Below are 17,857 nucleotides of genomic sequence, written 5' to 3'. Positions count from 1 at the left end.
TAACAGATCAGAATTTAAAAGTGCCGCTGGCAGAAAAACGCCGGGGCATTTGCGGCTCAAGGGTTGACCAGCCTTTGTAATATTCCTTATTGGTCAGGTTATCCAGCTTAAAAGCGATATTGAATTTTTTGGTGTCATAAAATAATGCCGCATTTAATACCGTATAGGAAGGCAGGGTAAAAACACCGGTCACCTCACGGTTCAGGATCATATTCTCACCCGCATAGGTGCCCCCAAAGCCTGCTCCAAAGCCCTGCAGGTAACCATCCGGGCATTTATAGCTGATCCAGGCATTGGCAATATGCTTGGGACCGGCGCCTTCCGGGCGGCGGTTCAGGTAATCTTTGGCATCTGATGCAGTCACCTTGCTGTTGTTATAGCTGTAACCAGCCACAATATTCAACCCGCTTACGGGGCTGGCCACAATGTCGGCATCTATACCGCGGCTGTATTGTTTACCGCCCTGTGTATAAAAACCTACCCGGGTAGGGTCCTGCATAATGGTATTGGAAACCTTTATATCATAATAGCTCACCGTGGCGGTCAATATATCTGCCACCAGGTTAGTTTTAATACCTGCTTCCCATTGATTCGCATGTTCCGGCTTAAAGGTTTTAATAGTATTATCATTCTGCCGGCGGGGCGCGCTATTGGTAAACCCGTTCATGTAGTTGGCAAAAAGGGATACTATGTTCAGCACCGGCTGGTACACCAGGCCAAATTTTGGCGATAAGGTAGTTTGATTGTATTTAGCATCTTCAGAAATACTGAGGCCTCCTGTTTTAAAATGATCTACCCGCAAGCTGGCCATAGCAGAGAGCTGTGGTAAAAAGTTAATTACATTGGAGATATAACCGCTGATCACTTCCTGTGAAAGATTGCTGTTGCTTACCGCAGCGCCCTGTAAAAGGGAATCCATATGCTGCCTGGATAAAATACCTGAATCAAAACCGGTCATGTCCACCAGACCGTTCATGGCATAATCGGTACTGTTATCCTGCGCATCCTGTTTCAGGTAATCTACACCGATCACTACGCGGTTGCGCAGGCTGCCCAGCTTAAAATCGCCTATAAAATTCTGCTGTATATCAGTGGTGGTAGTGCGATAATTCTGGTCGCTCACATAACGTGCAAAGGTGCTGGGTATATCAGGGAAGCCCGGCATGGAGCTGGAGGTTTCATACAGGTAAGAATAGTAGCCCTGTGATTTGGCGCTGCTCCTGGACAATATGGTTTGCGAGGTCCATTGGTTCGATAATTTATATTGCATTTGTGCCTGCAGGGTAGTGGTAGGCGTTTTAATGGAAAGGTTGTTACTGGTAAAAGAGTTCTTGTTATTGTATCCCAGCTCCGCCAGGTTTTTGGCTCTCAGCGGCGCACTACGATCAAAGAAAAGCATGGTGGGGTTAGTGCCTTCTGCGCTCAGAAATTCTGCATTCAGCAAAAAGGTAAGCTTGTCTGAAGCCTTGTAAGTAAGAGAGGGCGCCAGAAAACGGTTTTTCTTAAAACCGGCATCCTGGAAGCTGTTCTCGTCATGATAAGCGCCTGTTACGCGCAGCAATACGGTTTGATCTTTATCCAGCGGGGTGTTAATATCAGCCGTAAAACGGTTCAGGCCATAGCCGCCGGAAACAAAGCTTACGGTACCGCCAAAATGATCGTAGGGTCTTTTAGTAACCGTATTAATAAGGCCGCCGTAAGAAACCAGCGTGCTGCCAAACAGGGTGCCGGAAGGGCCTTTGATCACTTCAATCCTTTCCACATTCGCTACATCCAGCCCGCTGTTGGTTAAGCCGGCCAGGCCATTTACCAGTGTGGGCTGCACCGCAAATCCGCGCAGCGTGTAATAACCCGCGCCATCGCCGCCACGGCCGGTAGAGGACCATAACTTGCTGAGGCCCGGCGCATTCTTCAACGCATCGTCATAGCTGGTAATTACCTGCTCTTTGATCATTTCCGAACCTACTACGGCATATACCTGCGGATTCTCAATATTTTTAAGCGGCAGCTTGGCCACATATTCACTGTTACTTGGGGTAAACCGGCTATAGGCGCCTGTTACCACCACTTCTGAAAGGCTTTTTGACGATACGTTTAACTGCAGCTGTACGCTGATAGCCTCGTTCTGTTTTATTGTTACCGTTTCGGAAACCGTTTCATAACCTATCAATGATACTTCTACGGTATAAGTGCCGGGAGATACATTGCGTAATACAAAAGTGCCGTCGTCACTTGTACGGGCTGCTTTTTTGCTGCCTTTCAGCAATACGGATACTGCTGCTGCAGGCTTATTATCTGCGGTGGTAACCGTTCCTTTGATGGTACCCCCGTTCTCGTTGTCATTATCATTTGCAAAAACGCTTGCAAAGCCCATGCTCCACAAAACAATTATTAATACTGTCTTTGCCCAATAATTAAAAACTTGCGCCATACCCCAAATATTTGTTTAAAATGCTGGCGCAAGATGGCTCAGGAGGGTGGTTTTTTATTGTCCGATCCGGAAAATTATTTACGCGAAAGGGAAAAAATGAACCAGGATTATAGCCTGCCATTACTCATTTGGCTCCTGTTCCAGGTATAAAAAAGGCCTGACCGGTCTTACAACCAGCCAGGCCCTTTATAGAAAAAAAGTAATTACAGGAACATGCCCCCAGAGGCTTCCAGGCGCTGGGCAGTTACCCAACGGGCATCATCGCTGCACAGGAAGGCAACCACGCTGCCAATATCTTCCGGCAAGCCTACCCTGCCCAATGCAGTTTGTGAAGCAATTGCAGTATTCACCTGTGCATTGTCGCGCACAGTGCCACCGGCAAAATCCGTTTCAATAGCGCCCGGTGCAATGATGTTAGCGCGTATGCCTCTTGCGCCCAGCTCTTTGGCCAGGTAACGGGTAAGCACTTCAATGCCGCCTTTCATAGCTGCATAGGCTGAATAACCGGGTGTACTAAAACGGGCCAGGCCGGTTGATACATTTACAATAGCCCCGCCATCTGCTATAACGGGCAATGCTTTTTGTGTAAGAAAGAATACGCCTTTGAAGTGTATGTTCAGCAGCTCATCAAACTGCGCTTCAGTAGTATCTGCAAAGGATTGGTGAATACCGGTGCCTGCGTTGTTCACCAGGTAATGGAACCGGTCTGTGTTAAAGCTGTTTTTCAGTATACCTTTAAGATCGTTCAGGAACTTATCAAAGCTTTTTACATCGCCGGTGTTCAGCTGCAGGGCAGCGGCTTTTACGCCCAGCTGCTCAATAGCTTTTATTACTTCCTGTGCAGCGCCCTGCTGGCTGTTATAGGTAATAATTACATGATGTCCTTTTTGTGCCAGGCTCAGGGCCATATCCTTACCTAAACCACGGCTGCCACCGGTTACCAGCGCTATTTTATTTGTCTGTGTCATATAGTAATGTTTGTTTTAATGATTTTGACAGGACAAAATTAGTACCGGCAACGCTTATAAAATGGTGTTAAGTTAAGTATTTGCTTCCTCCGGCGCCGGCAGCTCTTTCCGCTTACGCCAGAAGATATACGCGGTGATCACAGTGGCAATGGGCAGGCCTATCCCAAATTCATCTATATAAAAGCTGGTGTTGCCGGTATCCACGGTGAGCGGCGTAAAAATAACCTGTATAAAAAGATTATGGCTGGCATGCAAAATAGCGCCGGTCCACAGGCTGCCGGACTTTAACCGCATCCAGGTAAAAATGAAACAGGAAGATACTACCATCACCGTAAAACATACCAGGGCTAACCATTTCGGCCCGCCTGAATTATAATCGGAAAATAACAGTAAGGGGTAATGGTATAAAGCCCAGATCAATCCCATCCACAAAGAAGTACCGGTATAGGAATTGATCTTTGCCAGCTGCGGCGTCAGGAAACCACGCCAGCCAATTTCCTCGCCCAAAGCGGAGCTTAAAGAACGGGCCATGCCAAAGGTGCCTGCCAGTAGTGCAAATAAAAAGATCGTTACGCCATCCGGCAAAGTAAGGCCAAAGCCCTGTTCTATCTTAGCCACAAACTCATGGTCGTAAAAACCGCCTTTACCACTGATCCAGATCACCAGGTATGTAGCCAATGCATATAAAATGGGCACAGCGTAAGACCACAGCTGGTATTTGGTTTGCCCCCATTTCCAGCCCAGGGAAGCAATGGGAATGCCTCTTAGCCGGCAGGTAAGCAGGCCCGCCAGCCCGGGGCACCACATCACCATTAAGGCATATCCCGCGGGGGAGTATCCTCCGCTAAGGCTGCCCTTACGGGCGCACAAATAATAAATGGGCAAACAAAAAAGAGTGGTAAGCACCAGGTAGGTAGCAATATTTTTCCGCGTGGCTGCTTTGCCGGGGGTAGTTTTCATAAGCAGTTTTGGTTGATGGTTTAGTACTGTTGTATAGGTATACTTACTAAAATAATAAGAAATATGTTGCGATGGTAGTTTTATTTCCCTGAAAAGAGCACCTATAAACGGGAAGGCAGATAGCTGAAAGCCACTACACGGGGCAATAAAAATCCGGTAGGTTATTGGTTTAAGTAAACTACGGTGCAGGATACACGATCACTTCCGGCGGTGGCGCCCAGGCCGTAATATCATTAGCCGTTAGCACATCAAAACGCGCCGTACCGCCCAGCTGCCCGCATGTTTGGGTAAACACTACCCGGCTTATACGGTGATGGCGGATCACATAGGCACATAACGCGCAGGGCTCTACGTTGCTGTATAAGGTAGCGCCCGCGCAGCTGCCATGCCGCTGCAGGGCATCCAGCACAGCCAGTACCTCTGCATGCCGGGTTATATCTTTCAGCTGTTTGCTTTTTTCATAAGCTTCGCCCAGTATCATCCCATCCTTCACAATAATGCTGCCCACCGGGCTCTCACCTTCCGCAGCAGCCCTTGCAGCCAGCTCCAGGCAACGCTGTATAAAGGGAGCGTGTACATCCATATCTGTATTCATTTCCGGTTCAAAGCTATTGTTTCTGTGGCAGAGTGTTGAAAAAATGGTTAGCAAAACAATAAATAAAATACTAATTTTTTTAGCATTTACACTATATTTGAAGAGGGATGTTTGAGAGTGCCATCCCCATTAAATAAGTGTACCATGAGCGAGCGGATCAGTGAGAAGCTAACCATATTGTCAGATGCGGCCAAGTATGATGTGAGCTGCGCCAGCAGCGGCAGCGACCGCAAGAATGAGAACAAAGGGCTGGGCAATGCCTCCAACGGTATCTGCCATGCCTACACAGAGGACGGGCGATGTGTAAGCCTCCTGAAAATACTGCTTACCAATTTCTGTATTTACGATTGCGCCTATTGCATCAGCCGTAAAAGTAATGATATTAAACGGGCCGCTTTTACCGTGCAGGAAGTGGTGGACCTTACCATGAATTTTTACCGCCGTAATTATATTGAAGGCCTGTTCCTGAGCTCCGGCATTTTCAAAAACGCGGATTATACCATGGAGCGCCTGGTGCTGGTAGCTAAAAAGCTGCGCACAGAACATCAGTTCAATGGTTACATTCACCTGAAAACCATTCCCGGCGCCAGCGATGAGCTGATGCAGGAAGCCGCCTTGTATGCCGACCGGCTGAGCGTGAACGTGGAAATGCCTACCAAGGAAAGCCTTCGGCTGTTAGCGCCGGATAAGAACCGTAACGACATGCTGAAGCCCATGCGTTACATTGACAAAGCGCTGACCCAGAACCAGGAAGAAAAAAAGCTTTTCAAAAAAGCCCCTACCCTGGCCCCTGCCGGGCAAAGCACGCAAATGGTCATTGGCGCCACGCCGGAAACAGATCTGCAGATCCTGTACATGTCGCACTTTTTCTATCAGAAAATACATTTAAAACGCGTGTATTATTCCGGTTACGTACCGGTAAGTAATGATAACCGCCTGCCTGCCATGGGTACGCCCGTGCCCTTTATCCGCGAGAACCGTTTGTACCAGGCCGACTGGCTGATGCGGTTCTACCACTTCCGGGTAGATGAAATTGTATCCCCGCAGGAGCCCCTGCTGGATGCACAGATAGATCCCAAGCTCAGCTGGGCTTTGCGCAACCTGCAATTATTCCCGGTTGATATTAATAAGGCAGATTACATGCTTATTATGCGCATCCCGGGCATCGGTTTACAATCTGCCCGCAAGATCTGTGAAGCCCGTAAATTCAGCCGCCTGGGCATGCATCATTTACAGAAGATAGGCATTGCCGTGAACCGCGCTAAATATTTTATTACCACCAGCGATGCACCGGTGCTGAAAGATTACCAGCCCATGCAGATCAAAGAATTTATTTTAAATGAAGGCAGCAGCAAATACAAACCCAATTTTTCACCGCAGCTGAAATTGTTTTAGCCATGCAAACCGTGGTATACGACAGCAGCTTTGAAGGCTTTTTTACCGCGGTATTCGAGATCTACGAATACAAAATAAAAGATCCGGATATTCAGCAGCAGGGCGCAGCCCACGTGAGCCTGTTTGGCGGCCGGCATACCGTGCATACGGATATTGCCAAAGCCACACGCGTTATTAAAAAGCTGGAAGCAAAATTATCTGCAGATGCGTTTGCAGACATTTACCGGGTGCTCCTGTCAGAACAGCCAGGCATGGAGAATGTGCTGTTCCGCTATATCCAATATGCCCTGCAGGCCGCGCAGTCCGTTGAAACAGATTACAGCCACCCGGATGTATTGTGGATCCGGCAGGTAGTGCGTAAGATGGGCAGGGAAAAACACCGCATGGAAGCCTTTATCCGTTTCCTGAAAACAAAAGATGGGCTGTTCTATGCCACGGTTGAACCGGATTTTAATGTGCTGCCCCTGATCCGTAAACATTTTGAAGACCGCTATGCCGACCAGCGCTGGCTTATTTACGATACCCGGCGTAAGTATGGATTGTATTACGATCTGCACAGCGTAACAGAAGTAACCATTGATTTTGCAGCTACCTTAAATGACAAGGCCTCCCTGCGTACCTTGCATGATGAGCAGGAAGACCTTTACCAATCTTTATGGAGAACTTATTTTGGCAGCACCAACATTCAGGCCCGCAGGAATATGAAATTGCATATTCAGCATATGCCGCGCCGGTACTGGAAGTATTTAACGGAAAAGCTGCCGGGCTAAGCTACTCTTTCACATTCACAAAATAACGGCCCACAAAACGGTACTTCAGCTTTTTATTCTTCACCGTACCATCTTCCGCCACATCAGGGAAAGTAAGTGTACCTGTTTCATCATCATACTCGATCAGGTCCACCGGTTTGCCGCGTTTTTTTGCCACGGTATTAATATCGTAGGTAAAACCCAGCTCAGGGCTCAGCTGTTTATCTGTTTTAATAATAGACAGGGTATCGTTCAAACCATTGCGGTCCGTAGCAAAAATGCGGATGCCCTGGTAAGTATCATGTTCAGAGTAAGTAGCGTTGCTGATGCCAATATAATAATTTTTACCACCTGCTTTTTTCGGGTACACTTCAGAGTACCAGTAACCGGGCGCACCGGCAACATCCTCTTTTAACACAGCCGTTACCTTATTACCTATCTTGTATTGATAAATATTACCAAAACGCGCAGTACCGCCGCCGGAAGGCCAGGAGTAAATGCGGAACGTTTTATCTTCAGAACTGGCAATCTTTAATCCTTCCCGTTCCAGCGCCTTAAAATCATATGTTAAGGAAGCAGGATCAGTGGAAGTAACGGCCAGCAGGCTTTCCCGGAAATAACGGTTGGCTTCCTGCAGGGAATCCTTGTTGCTGGCATCTTTAAAACTTACCCAATGATTTAATGACTTGAATGCATCCACCAGCCTTTTTTCAGCGGCAGTGATGTTTTGAGAAAAGGCGGCATTGCAATAGAACAGTGCCAGGCCGGCGAGTAGCTTTTTCATAGAATGGATAAATTAGTATGTGTTGATATAAAGATAAAAAAATTATTTATCATGTATAATCTTCATGTTTTTATTTCAGTATCAGTTACTTATATTCCCTTTCCCGCACCATTCTCTCAAAGGACTGGCGCATAGCCGGGTTTGTGGCCACCAGCCGCTGCAAGCGGAACAAAGGAGGAAATAATTTAAAAAAAATACCCCCATGCACCGGTCCTTCCTGTCTATTTGAATATAAAGCTGCTAAACACTATCTATATATGAACTTTAAGACTATACTGCCAATGGCGTTCCTGCTGCTGTTTTTATTTTCGGATGCGGAAGCCCAGGGTAATAAGGCATTAACCTTGATGGGTAACCGTTTTCTTACCTTTAATACCGTTATCCGGGTTAACCAGATAGAGGTTTCGAGAAACCGTAACGTCGGTGAAGATGAACGCGCGCTACATACACCGGCAAGAGTTATAGCATTTAGAAACGCATTTGCCGAAGGCTTTCCGGGCGGAAAAATGACATGGTCATTCAGCTGGCTTGCGCTGAACGATACCACTGCGAATTACCGGGAAATCAGAAAATTGGTGGTGGCATACCATTACAAATATGGCGACGATGTTACTTTTATACCCGGCGCTTATTTTGCCAATGCTTATAATACCACAGCGCAGGTGAACAAGGATGTACACGACGCATTACAAATTATTGAGAAGATGGTTGGTAACGGTTATCGTCCGTTGAGTATTGTTGCAGGATTTATGTCTGCAAAAAATCAACAATATCTTGCGGAGACGGAGGGGATCCATGTGTGCCAGGGGAATATATGGAGCCAGTTCAGTATTGATAACCAGGATGGTGACGGAGCTGTAGTTTATCCTTTTTATCCTTCAAAAGAACATTTCTGTAAACCTGCGCAAAACAAAAACGATTTTATTGATTGTGTAAATTTAGATGGCTGGTCGGTTGATTTCCTTGCGGCCAGAAGGGAAGGTTTTAAGGAGGGATTTAATAGCCGTATGGGCGTTGGCCCCATTGAAACCATTGGCAAATATGGCAACGAAACAGGATTGAAGGAGATGATGCACACAACAGCCATTCATTTTGATAGTGGCTTTGCCCTCAATGGTTTCGGCTGGGTTACCAATTGCTGGGAGCTGAGTTTGCCTTATGATCCTGTTACCTTAAAAAACTGGTTAATTGCCATCAGAGAACGCTGGCCGGATACCAAATTAATTACCCAGGGTGAGTTTGGATTGTTATGGCGCAAACATTATAAAAGTAATAATTTCAATTACCGGTTTGTAGAACGGGGCTCTGGTATTGGCGGTTCGGATGCGAATAACGAGATAAGGTGGTTTATGAATAAAGATTTTCGCCTGGCATTACTAAAAGACTGGAAGAAGAATACTCCTGTAAAAGTAATAGACTTTACCCGTTACGATCTACCTGCTGCTGAACCAAAAGAAATGACCAGGAAATGGAGCCTCTTAGGTACCATCAACCAAAAGCAGTCGCGCCCGCAGGATAAACCGGTTCCGCTGGATTCACTTTCAACAAAAGAACGGGTTATTATCGCTACCCGGTACAAATACCTGGCAGGCAGCCAGGAATAACGATTCCCAGTGGCGCCTGTACAGCCATGTTAATGCCCGCTCATCCCCGTTTTGCAGCAAGTGCAGCCATTCTTCATCCGTACGCCCCTCGTTGGCCGGCATAGGTTGATGTGTATTGTTAATTGGTTAAAACATCCCGCATAAGTAGCTATTGCATCCGGGAACCAGTTCCGGCTACCGCATTTCCACATGGTAAGCATTAATATTCCTTTGGTAATTAGTACCTTTCATAATTAAGAATGAACAATTAATAATGAAGAGGGCTGCGTTTATGTGAAGTACCTGCATAACAATTATTAATTATTTATTCTTAATTATTAATTATCGTAAAAGCATGCTTGGATGAAACCTGTACAAAAATCAACACCCTCTGTTATTGTTATTTTCGGTGGCACGGGCGATCTGTCTAAACGGAAGCTGATCCCCGCCTTTTACAACCTTTTTATTGAAGGGTGGATGCCGGAAAGCTTTAACATTATTGGGTTAGGACTGGAAAATTATGACAATGCTGCGTATCACCAGCATTTACTGGATGGATTAATGGAGTTTTCCCGCAGCGGTGCACCGGAAGAAACCAAATGGCATGAATTTAAATCACGGGTGCATTACCTGAAGTCGGATATTAACGATCCTTCTTTTTACACCACGCTGCTATCACAGCTGCAGCAGCTGGACCAAACCAGGGGCACGCGTGCCGACCGCTTATTTTATTTATCCGTGGCACCGCATTTCATTGGCCCCGTTACCGCTAACATGGGCCGGGTAGGCCTGGCACCCGACCCGCAGGCCGACCGTATTATTATAGAAAAACCATTTGGTTCTAACCGGGAAACCGCTACTGCGCTGAATAATATGATCACCAGCACGTTCCCGGAAAACCAGATCTACCGTATAGATCATTACCTGGGCAAGGAAACGGTGCAGAACATACTGGCCTTCCGTTTTGCCAACGCGCTGTTTGAGCCTTTATGGAACCGCAGTTATATTGATTATGTGCAGATCACCGTGGCAGAGCAGGTAGGCGTGGAGCAGCGCGGCAGCTATTATGAAGGCGCAGGCGCCTTACGTGATATGAGCCAGAACCCCCTGCTGCAGCTTCTGTGTGTGGTGGCCATGGAGCCACCGGTGTCTTTTGAAGCAGAGGAGATCCGCAACCGCAAGGTGGATGTGCTGCGCGCCATACGGCCCATTAAACATGAGGAAGTATATAAATACGCAGTGCGCGGGCAATACGGGCCGGGCTGGCTGCAGGGTAAAAAAGTGCCGGGCTACCGGGAAGAACCCGGCGTAAAACCGGAATCCAATACGGAAACCTACGCCGCTATTAAATTTTACCTGGATAACTGGCGCTGGCAGGATGTGCCTTTTTATTTACGCACCGGCAAGCGTATGCAGGAAAGAACTTCCTCCATTACCATACAATTCAAGCCGGTACCGCATTCTACCTTCCCGGATAAGTATGCGGATAACCTTACGCCCAACCGCCTGATCATAAACATACAGCCGCAAATGGATATCCGTTTGCGCTTTACCGCAAAAAAGCAGGGCCTGGAAATGAGCCTGAACCCCGTGGAAATGGTGTTCCACTACGATAACGCTACTACGAAAACGCCGGAGGCTTATGAAACCCTGCTGCTGGATGCGTTACGTGGCGATGCTACCCTGTTCATGCGTTCTGACCAGGTGCTTACTGCCTGGGATGTGATCACACCCATTTTAGAGAACTGGGAATCGCACGATTCACTGGATTTTCCCAACTACCAGGCAGGCACCTGGGGGCCGGAAAATGCAGAAGCGCTGATTGCACGCCAGGGCCACACCTGGACTGCTCATACCATGGGTAAGGACGATCCTTGCTAATGGGCTGTGAATAAAAATCCACGCAGGCCAGCGGCCCCGGCACTATACCCCGGCCCTGAATAGTCCGCCGGGCACGGTTCAGGTTAGCAGTTAAGCGTGTATAGCCCTGCCCGGCAGCAACGGTATGATATTAGCTTTATGTTGTAACACTTAAAACACAACAACAATATGGCTGGATCCATTTTAGAAAAAGGCGCCGCTGCCCCGGACTTTGATCTGCATTGCACCCCTGACCAACGGTTAAAGCTGCACGACCTGAAAGGCAAACGGGTGATACTGGCCTTTTACCCTGCAGACTGGAGCCCGGTATGCAGTGACCAGATGGCAGTATACAATGAAGCACGCAAACTTTTTCAGCAGCATAACGCAGAAGTGATCGGCATTTCAGTAGACAGTAAATGGTGCCACCTGGCCTTTGAGCAGGACCGCCATTTGCATTTTCCGCTGCTGGCCGATTTTGAGCCAAAGGGGGAAGTATCCCGCCTGTATGGCGCCTATAACGAGGAAGATGGACAAAGTAAACGTGCTTTGTTTGTGATAGATGAACAAGGTGTAATACAATGGAGCTATCTTTCACCGGATGGCATTAATCCCGGTGCAGACGGTATCCTGGAAGCGCTGGAAACCATGGATAATGGTCAACATTAAAACAACAGCTTATGTCAACATTAAAACCCCCTGTCTCCGGCAGCGACCGGCAAACCGGCTACCGTGGCGCCCCCGTTACGCTGGTTGAATACGGCGATTATCAATGCAGCCATTGCGGTATTGCACATCCGTTCATCAAAAGATTACTGGCAGAAAAAGAAAAGGACATCCTGTTTGTGTTCCGCAATTTCCCCTTGCAGGAAGCACACCCTGCCGCTTATATAGCTGCGCTGGCAGCAGAAGCAGCCGGCCAGCAGGGCAAGTTCTGGTTAATGCACGATATTATTTTTGAGCACCAGGATCACCTCGATGGCAACAGCCTGCTTTCCTTTGCAGAAGCGCTGGACCTGGATATGCAGCAGTTTGCGCAGGACTGGAAAAGTGAGGCCCTGCAGCAAAAAGTAGAAGCTGATTTTGAAAGCGGCATCCGCAGCGGGGTAAATGGCACGCCTACATTTTTTGTGAACGGGGAGAAGATAGCCTATGATGAAACGTATGAATCACTTTTACATGCCGTGGAAAGGGAAGCGCAGGCACACCGCTAAAACCGTTCGTCCAGTTTCTGGTAATTTATCCTGTTAATTTATCAATTTGAAAGCTAAATTAGAGGATTAAATTATTGTGATCATGCATAAGAGAATACTTGTAGCAGCAACGGCTGCTCTGCTAAGCACTTCCGCGTTCGCTCAAACCAAACCTGAAGAAACAGAGGTATGGTCCCCGGTTCCAAAAGTAGTTACACCCGGCAAAAGCACTGCCGATGCGCCTTCTGACGCTATTAAACTTTTTGATGGCAGCAACCTGGCTGAATGGGTATCTGTAAACAATGAAGGACAGCCCGCCAAATGGAAAGTGGCCAACGGCATTTTAACGGTTGATAAAACCCAGGGCAACATAGAAACCAAACGTACCTTCACTGATTACCAGCTGCATATTGAATACCGTATACCCGCCAGCATTACCGGCACCGGTCAGGCACGCGGCAACAGCGGCATTTTCCTGGCATCCATTGGCAAAGGGGATGATGGATATGAGCTGCAGGTATTGGATAATTACAACAACGCTACTTATGTGAACGGACAGGCCGGCAGCTTGTACAAACAAACACCGCCGCTGGCAAATGCCTGTAAAAAACCCGGCGAATGGCAGTCGTACGATGTCTTTTGGACAGCGCCCCGTTTTAACGACGATGGCTCTCTGAAATCACCTGCCCATGTAACAGTGATCCATAATGGCGTGCTGGTACAGAACAATACGGAGCTGCAAGGCCCTACCCGTTATATTGGTAAAGCCTCTTATGAGAAAGCCGCTCACGGTCCCGCGCCTATTAAGCTGCAGGCCCATGGCGATAAAAGCGAGCCGCCTAGCTTCCGCAATATCTGGGTAAGGGAGTTATAGTAATGTAAAATGATGAATGTAAAATTTAAAATGTAAAAGTCGGGGTAGTATCTCCGCTGCATTTATTTTTACATTTATCATTTAAAATTTTACATTTTACATTCTTCTAATAGTCCTGCATCGCTGCAGGACTTTTTTTATTCCCCAAAAGTTCATCGGCACAAACCCTCCCTTTAACGGCAGATAACATTTTAGCTCCCCGCTTCCCCTAATCTTTACACCAGCAATAAGCCACAACAACGACCACAGGAACCTTCTAAAACTACATTGTATGGAAAGAAAGCTCTTTTTAAAGAACGGTTTAGCCGCTTTAGGACTGGCAGCAATAGCGCCACTGGCTAAATCCTGCACTAAAGACGACGCCACCACCACTACCACTACCGGCACTGAAACCAGCAGCGACGGCAGCTGCTCTACCACACCTACTGAAACCGCCGGGCCTTATCCCACTAAAAGCCCTTCTTCTTATGTAAGAAGCAATATTGTAGATGGGCAGGCCGGTGTACCGCTTACCGTTAAGATCTATATCAAGAACGTGAAGAACAGCTGTAGTGCGCTGGCCAATGCGCTGGTGGATATCTGGCATTGCACATCCGTAGGTTATTACTCTGAATACACAGTAAACCCGGGCGGCGGTTATTCCAGCATAGACTATAGCGGCTCCCACTTCCTGCGTGGCCGCCAGACTACGGATTCAAATGGCCTGGTAACCTTCACCAGCATTTTCCCCGGCTGGTATTCCGGCCGCGCACCGCATATACATGTGCATGTGTACAATTCCAGCGGCACCTCTTTAATGGTAACGCAAATTGCTTTCCCTACAGATGTATGTAATACGGTGTACACTACCGCAGCTGATTATAAAGCACACGGCACGCAGGACACTGCCAATACAGCCGACATGGTGTTCAGCGATTCTTTAAGCAGTGAGCTGGCTACTGTTACAGGCAGTGTAAGTGATGGTTACACGCTCACGCAAACCATTTATGTAAGCGCCTGATAATAATAATCACCTATGTCAAAAAAGAGCATCCGTTTATTATACCGGAAAGTAATTGATGCACAATCCCGCAAAACATGGGAGCAGCATGTGTTTGAGGATAGCTATACCGAATTCCTGATGCAGGCGCAGTACTACAACCAGGAAAAAAAGTACAGCACGTTTGGCGAGCTGCTTACCTATGTGCCGGGTGCGGAGAAATTACATTTCCTGGTAAGCCCGGCCGTAACAGGGCACCTGATGCCTTTAAACAGTAAGGTTCCGGATATACTGAATGCTGTAGGAAAACATTTTTTACCGTTCAGGAACTTCAAGTTCGAGATCATTAACAGCAACATCCGGCAAAAAACGCAGCACCAGGTAGCCATCAATTTCTTATCGGAACCCATTACCTGGTACGATACCATCGGCAACCAGCTGCTGGTAACCTTAAACGATACGCCGGATGAGGAAGGGCGTTTAACTACAGAACTGTTTACGCTGCAGCCTTTCCTGAATATTCATGATATAAAGCTGCTTTAATATGCTACCGCAATCACAGGGGAAAATATTCCTGGCAGACGAAAGAGGCCGGCAGGAGCATGCAGGGCACCGGCGCTATTACACCTTTAATGCCGATGGATTCTATAATGAGCATAAAACGCCTTTTGGCGCGCTGTATGCCCTGCATGAAGATACCCTGGATGCGGAGCAAAGCATTACCCTGCATGTAAATGCAGCTACTGATATCCTGCTGCTGCCTACGGTGGGCGCTATTACCTGGAAAGACAGTACCGGCCAGTCCGGGCAGGTTACCGCCGGCCAGTCGTTATACTACACCTCACCAAGGGAGGTAGTGCTGGTTATCAGCAACCCTTACGAAAATGCTTTGGTGAACTTTTTACAATGGTGGTTCAAGTGCAGGGCAGCTGCAGACAGCAGTGTTAAACAACTCACAGACTTTGACCTGAACCTGCATAAAGACCAGCTGATTCCCATGGGGCGGCAGTGCTGGATAGGGAAGTTTAACGGACGGGCTGAAGCCGTACACTCCCTGGCCGCCCCGGATCAGGGGTTATTTGTGTTTGTGCTGGAAGGCGCTTTTGAGGTCCAGTACCGGCTGCTAAATGCCAGGGATGGATTGGCGTTGTGGGATATAAGGGAAGTGGAGCTGGAAGCGCTATCCAACGATGCCATTGTGATCATTGCAGCAGTGCCCTTACAGGCACAATATGATGAGCGGCAGGTGTAAGCTGGTATTTGGTAGCTGTTTTTTGTATTTTGTCAGTCAACCAGCAACTGACTATTGTGCGCACTATTCCACGTTTGCTTTGCCTTTGCCTGTTTTGCCTTCCGGTAATGGCGCAAAAGAAGAACGAAACATTTCAGCTTCATATACGCAGAACCGCTACCCCGGTGAAGGTAGACGGTATTATTGACGACGCAGGCTGGCAGCAGGCAGACACCGCCACCAACTTTTACATGATCCTGCCCATGGATACCAGCTACGCCAATGTGCGTACAGATGTGCGCATGACCTATGATGCACAGCACCTTTACCTGCTGGTTGAAAACTACAACGCCCTGCCCGGGCCTTACATGGTGGAATCCCTGAAACGTGACTTTGCTTTCCTGAAGAATGATAATTTCCTTTTGTTCATGGACCCCTTTGATGACCAGACCAATGGTTTTTCCTTTGGCGCCAATGCCGCCGGGGCCCAGTGGGATGGACTGATGTATGATGGCGGTAAAGTAGACCTGAGCTGGGATAACAAATGGACCTCTGTAGTGAAGAACTACCCGGATAAATGGGTGTTTGAAGCCGCTATACCGTTTAAGACTATACGTTATAAAAAAGGCATTAATAAATGGGGTATAAATTTTGGTCGCAATGATCTGAAAACAACGGAGAAAAGCAGCTGGGCGCCCGTGCCAAGGCAGTTCCCATCCGCTTCCCTGGCCTATACCGGCGTGCTGGTATGGGATGTGCCGCCACCGGATCCCGGGCCCAATATTTCCATTATCCCCTATTTGCTGGGCGGCATTAATAAAGATTATACAGCCGGCACCAAAAATAATTACCGCCGCGAAGCCGGTGTGGATGCCAAGATAGCCGTTACCTCTTCCCTGAACCTGGACCTGACCGTAAACCCGGATTTTTCCCAGGTGGATGTAGATAAACAGGTCACTAACCTGGACCGCTTTGAGCTGTTTTACCCGGAAAAAAGGCAGTTCTTCCTGGAAAACGGCGATCAGTTCACCAACTTTGGATACGCTACGCTGCGGCCTTTTTTCTCGCGCCGTATTGGATTAGGAGTGCCTATCCGTTTTGGCGCACGCCTGAGCGGAAAGCTGAACCGCAACTGGCGCATGGGTTTTATGAACATGCAAACAGCTAAAGATGAAGGCCTGGGCTTACCGGCGCAGAACTTTACCGTAGCGGCTTTGCAGCGGCGTGTATTTGCCCGCTCCAATATCGGTTTCCTGTTCATCAACAAAGAATCACTGAACTATACGCCGGACAATACTTCGGAAAAACCCCTGTACTCCCGTTATAACCGCAACCTGGGGCTGGAGTACAACCTGGCCTCTGCCAATAATTTCTGGACCGGTAAAGCATTGTTATTAAAGTCCGCCAGCCCGGGTAAAAGCGGGCATGACTGGGCGCAGGCTGCTAACCTGCAATATACCAGCCGCACCTGGAATATTGGCTGGCAGCATGAATACGTGGGCCGTAACTATAATGCAGAAGTAGGGTATGTACCACGCCAGGGGTATATAAAGCTGGGGCCTCAGATCACACACCTCTTTTTCCCGAAAACAGGGCCGGTACTGAGCCACGGGCCGCAGCTCATATCCACCAGCTTTTATGATGAGCACATGAAACGTACGGATAATGAAACCATGCTCTCTTACGCCATTGTGTTCCGCAAGCGTAATACGCTCACTGCCTGGGCATCCAACAACTACATTAAGCTGTTACTACCTTTTGACCCTACCAACACCGGTAAGGATAGCCTGCCAACCGGCTCGCAGCATAACTGGAATACAGTGGGGGTGGATTATGTATCCAAACCGCAAAGCCTTTTCACGTACTCCTTCTCCGGCCGCTATGGCGGTTATTATGCAGATGGTACGCGTACTACGCTGGGAAGTGAGCTGGGTTACCGCTTTCAACCCTTTGTAAGCATTGCATTAAGCACTACGTATAATGATATACGCCTGCCCCAGCCCTGGGGAAATAATAAATTCTGGCTGGTAGGACCCCGCCTGGATGTTACCATGACCAACACCCTGTTCTTTACCGGTTTTATGCAGTATAATGAACAGCTGAAGAATATGAACCTCAATACCCGTTTCCAGTGGCGTTACCGCCCGGCATCGGACCTGTTCATTGTATATACCGACAACTACCTGCCGGCGCCCTTTTATGTAAAGAACAGGGCATTGGTGCTAAAGCTGGTGTACTGGCTGAATATTTAGAAT

At 47.9% G+C, this 17,857-nt stretch carries 16 protein-coding genes; 11 read left to right on the top strand and 5 right to left on the bottom strand.

Annotated elements, in window-relative coordinates:
- Nucleotides 1–7: 7 nt before the first annotated feature.
- The 4 genes from KVT36_RS16425 to KVT36_RS16410 all read right to left on the bottom strand — a co-directional run bounded on the left by KVT36_RS16425 (nt 8) and on the right by KVT36_RS16410 (nt 4,954).
- Nucleotides 8–2,431 (bottom strand): TonB-dependent receptor, encoded by a 2,424-nt coding sequence (locus tag KVT36_RS16425; protein ID WP_217604559.1) that lies wholly within the window; start codon nt 2,429–2,431, stop codon nt 8–10.
- A 203-nt stretch (nt 2,432–2,634) separates the two neighbouring features.
- Nucleotides 2,635–3,399 carry an SDR family NAD(P)-dependent oxidoreductase gene (locus tag KVT36_RS16420; RefSeq protein WP_217604558.1) on the bottom strand — a complete coding sequence of 255 codons (765 nt, stop codon included), beginning with the start codon at nt 3,397–3,399 and terminating at the stop codon, nt 2,635–2,637.
- A gap of 72 nt (nt 3,400–3,471) precedes the next feature.
- Nucleotides 3,472–4,359 carry a type II CAAX endopeptidase family protein gene (locus KVT36_RS16415; RefSeq protein WP_217604557.1) on the bottom strand — a complete coding sequence of 296 codons (888 nt, stop codon included), beginning with the start codon at nt 4,357–4,359 and terminating at the stop codon, nt 3,472–3,474.
- Nucleotides 4,360–4,537: 178 nt separating this feature from the next.
- Entirely contained in the window at nt 4,538–4,954 is a 417-nt protein-coding gene (locus tag KVT36_RS16410; protein ID WP_254640049.1) for a nucleoside deaminase, read from the bottom strand.
- A gap of 144 nt (nt 4,955–5,098) precedes the next feature.
- On the opposite strand from KVT36_RS16410, the gene KVT36_RS16405 reads away from it, so the two are divergent.
- Together KVT36_RS16405 and KVT36_RS16400 are read left to right on the top strand one after the other, a co-directional pair.
- Entirely contained in the window at nt 5,099–6,349 is a 1,251-nt protein-coding gene (locus tag KVT36_RS16405) for a putative DNA modification/repair radical SAM protein (RefSeq protein WP_217604556.1), read from the top strand.
- Between the two features lie 2 nt (nt 6,350–6,351).
- Nucleotides 6,352–7,119: a TIGR03915 family putative DNA repair protein gene (locus tag KVT36_RS16400; protein ID WP_217604555.1), complete on the top strand. Its 768-nt coding sequence runs from the start codon at nt 6,352–6,354 to the stop codon at nt 7,117–7,119.
- Between the two features lies 1 nt (nt 7,120).
- Here the strand turns inward: KVT36_RS16400 and KVT36_RS16395 are convergent, their stop codons facing one another.
- Nucleotides 7,121–7,882, bottom strand: coding sequence for a hypothetical protein (locus tag KVT36_RS16395; RefSeq protein ID WP_217604554.1), 762 nt, complete (start codon nt 7,880–7,882; stop codon nt 7,121–7,123).
- A gap of 257 nt (nt 7,883–8,139) precedes the next feature.
- Between KVT36_RS16395 and KVT36_RS16390 the strand changes: the two genes are divergently transcribed.
- The 9 genes from KVT36_RS16390 to KVT36_RS16350 all read left to right on the top strand — a co-directional run bounded on the left by KVT36_RS16390 (nt 8,140) and on the right by KVT36_RS16350 (nt 17,854).
- A complete protein-coding gene (locus KVT36_RS16390; RefSeq protein WP_217604553.1) occupies nt 8,140–9,486 on the top strand; it encodes a DUF3863 domain-containing protein in 1,347 nt (448 codons plus the stop codon).
- Between the two features lie 342 nt (nt 9,487–9,828).
- The gene (zwf, locus tag KVT36_RS16385) at nt 9,829–11,346 is read left to right on the top strand and encodes a glucose-6-phosphate dehydrogenase (RefSeq protein ID WP_217604552.1); all 1,518 of its coding nucleotides are present in this window, start codon (nt 9,829–9,831) and stop codon (nt 11,344–11,346) included.
- Nucleotides 11,347–11,514: 168 nt separating this feature from the next.
- Nucleotides 11,515–11,994: a redoxin domain-containing protein gene (locus KVT36_RS16380; protein WP_254640048.1), complete on the top strand. Its 480-nt coding sequence runs from the start codon at nt 11,515–11,517 to the stop codon at nt 11,992–11,994.
- An 11-nt stretch (nt 11,995–12,005) separates the two neighbouring features.
- Nucleotides 12,006–12,539, top strand: a complete 534-nt coding sequence (locus KVT36_RS16375; protein ID WP_217604551.1) for a thioredoxin domain-containing protein — start codon at nt 12,006–12,008, stop codon at nt 12,537–12,539.
- A gap of 82 nt (nt 12,540–12,621) precedes the next feature.
- Complete coding sequence (locus KVT36_RS16370; protein ID WP_217604550.1) at nt 12,622–13,392, top strand: DUF1080 domain-containing protein; 771 nt, start codon at nt 12,622–12,624, stop codon at nt 13,390–13,392.
- Between the two features lie 271 nt (nt 13,393–13,663).
- Complete coding sequence (locus tag KVT36_RS16365; protein ID WP_217604549.1) at nt 13,664–14,392, top strand: intradiol ring-cleavage dioxygenase; 729 nt, start codon at nt 13,664–13,666, stop codon at nt 14,390–14,392.
- Nucleotides 14,393–14,407: 15 nt separating this feature from the next.
- Nucleotides 14,408–14,914: a hypothetical protein gene (locus tag KVT36_RS16360; RefSeq protein ID WP_217604548.1), complete on the top strand. Its 507-nt coding sequence runs from the start codon at nt 14,408–14,410 to the stop codon at nt 14,912–14,914.
- Nucleotide 14,915: 1 nt separating this feature from the next.
- A complete protein-coding gene (locus KVT36_RS16355) occupies nt 14,916–15,623 on the top strand; it encodes a hypothetical protein (RefSeq protein ID WP_217604547.1) in 708 nt (235 codons plus the stop codon).
- 56 nt (nt 15,624–15,679) lie between these two features.
- Entirely contained in the window at nt 15,680–17,854 is a 2,175-nt protein-coding gene (locus KVT36_RS16350) for a DUF5916 domain-containing protein (protein ID WP_368670030.1), read from the top strand.
- The last annotated feature ends 3 nt before the right edge of the window (nt 17,855–17,857 follow it).

Source organism: Chitinophaga sp. GbtcB8, assembly GCF_019091455.1.
Lineage (GTDB): Bacteria > Bacteroidota > Bacteroidia > Chitinophagales > Chitinophagaceae > Chitinophaga.
The sequence above is the reverse complement of the archived record's forward strand: the minus strand, read 5'-3'. Positions and strand labels throughout refer to the sequence as shown.

Bases quoted from the DNA above. Each gene is read 5' to 3' on its own strand.
- KVT36_RS16390 (WP_217604553.1), top strand. From the start codon at position 8,140: ATGAACTTTAAGACTATACTGCCAATGGCGTTCCTGCTGCTGTTTTTA.
- KVT36_RS16380 (WP_254640048.1), top strand. From the start codon at position 11,515: ATGGCTGGATCCATTTTAGAAAAAGGCGCCGCTGCCCCGGACTTTGAT.
- KVT36_RS16425 (WP_217604559.1), bottom strand. From the start codon at position 2,431: ATGGCGCAAGTTTTTAATTATTGGGCAAAGACAGTATTAATAATTGTT.
- KVT36_RS16415 (WP_217604557.1), bottom strand. From the start codon at position 4,359: ATGAAAACTACCCCCGGCAAAGCAGCCACGCGGAAAAATATTGCTACC.
- zwf (WP_217604552.1), top strand. From the start codon at position 9,829: ATGAAACCTGTACAAAAATCAACACCCTCTGTTATTGTTATTTTCGGT.
- KVT36_RS16375 (WP_217604551.1), top strand. From the start codon at position 12,006: ATGTCAACATTAAAACCCCCTGTCTCCGGCAGCGACCGGCAAACCGGC.
- KVT36_RS16410 (WP_254640049.1), bottom strand. From the start codon at position 4,954: ATGAATACAGATATGGATGTACACGCTCCCTTTATACAGCGTTGCCTG.
- KVT36_RS16395 (WP_217604554.1), bottom strand. From the start codon at position 7,882: ATGAAAAAGCTACTCGCCGGCCTGGCACTGTTCTATTGCAATGCCGCC.
- KVT36_RS16360 (WP_217604548.1), top strand. From the start codon at position 14,408: ATGTCAAAAAAGAGCATCCGTTTATTATACCGGAAAGTAATTGATGCA.
- KVT36_RS16420 (WP_217604558.1), bottom strand. From the start codon at position 3,399: ATGACACAGACAAATAAAATAGCGCTGGTAACCGGTGGCAGCCGTGGT.
- KVT36_RS16370 (WP_217604550.1), top strand. From the start codon at position 12,622: ATGCATAAGAGAATACTTGTAGCAGCAACGGCTGCTCTGCTAAGCACT.
- KVT36_RS16400 (WP_217604555.1), top strand. From the start codon at position 6,352: ATGCAAACCGTGGTATACGACAGCAGCTTTGAAGGCTTTTTTACCGCG.
- KVT36_RS16355 (WP_217604547.1), top strand. From the start codon at position 14,916: ATGCTACCGCAATCACAGGGGAAAATATTCCTGGCAGACGAAAGAGGC.
- KVT36_RS16365 (WP_217604549.1), top strand. From the start codon at position 13,664: ATGGAAAGAAAGCTCTTTTTAAAGAACGGTTTAGCCGCTTTAGGACTG.
- KVT36_RS16405 (WP_217604556.1), top strand. From the start codon at position 5,099: ATGAGCGAGCGGATCAGTGAGAAGCTAACCATATTGTCAGATGCGGCC.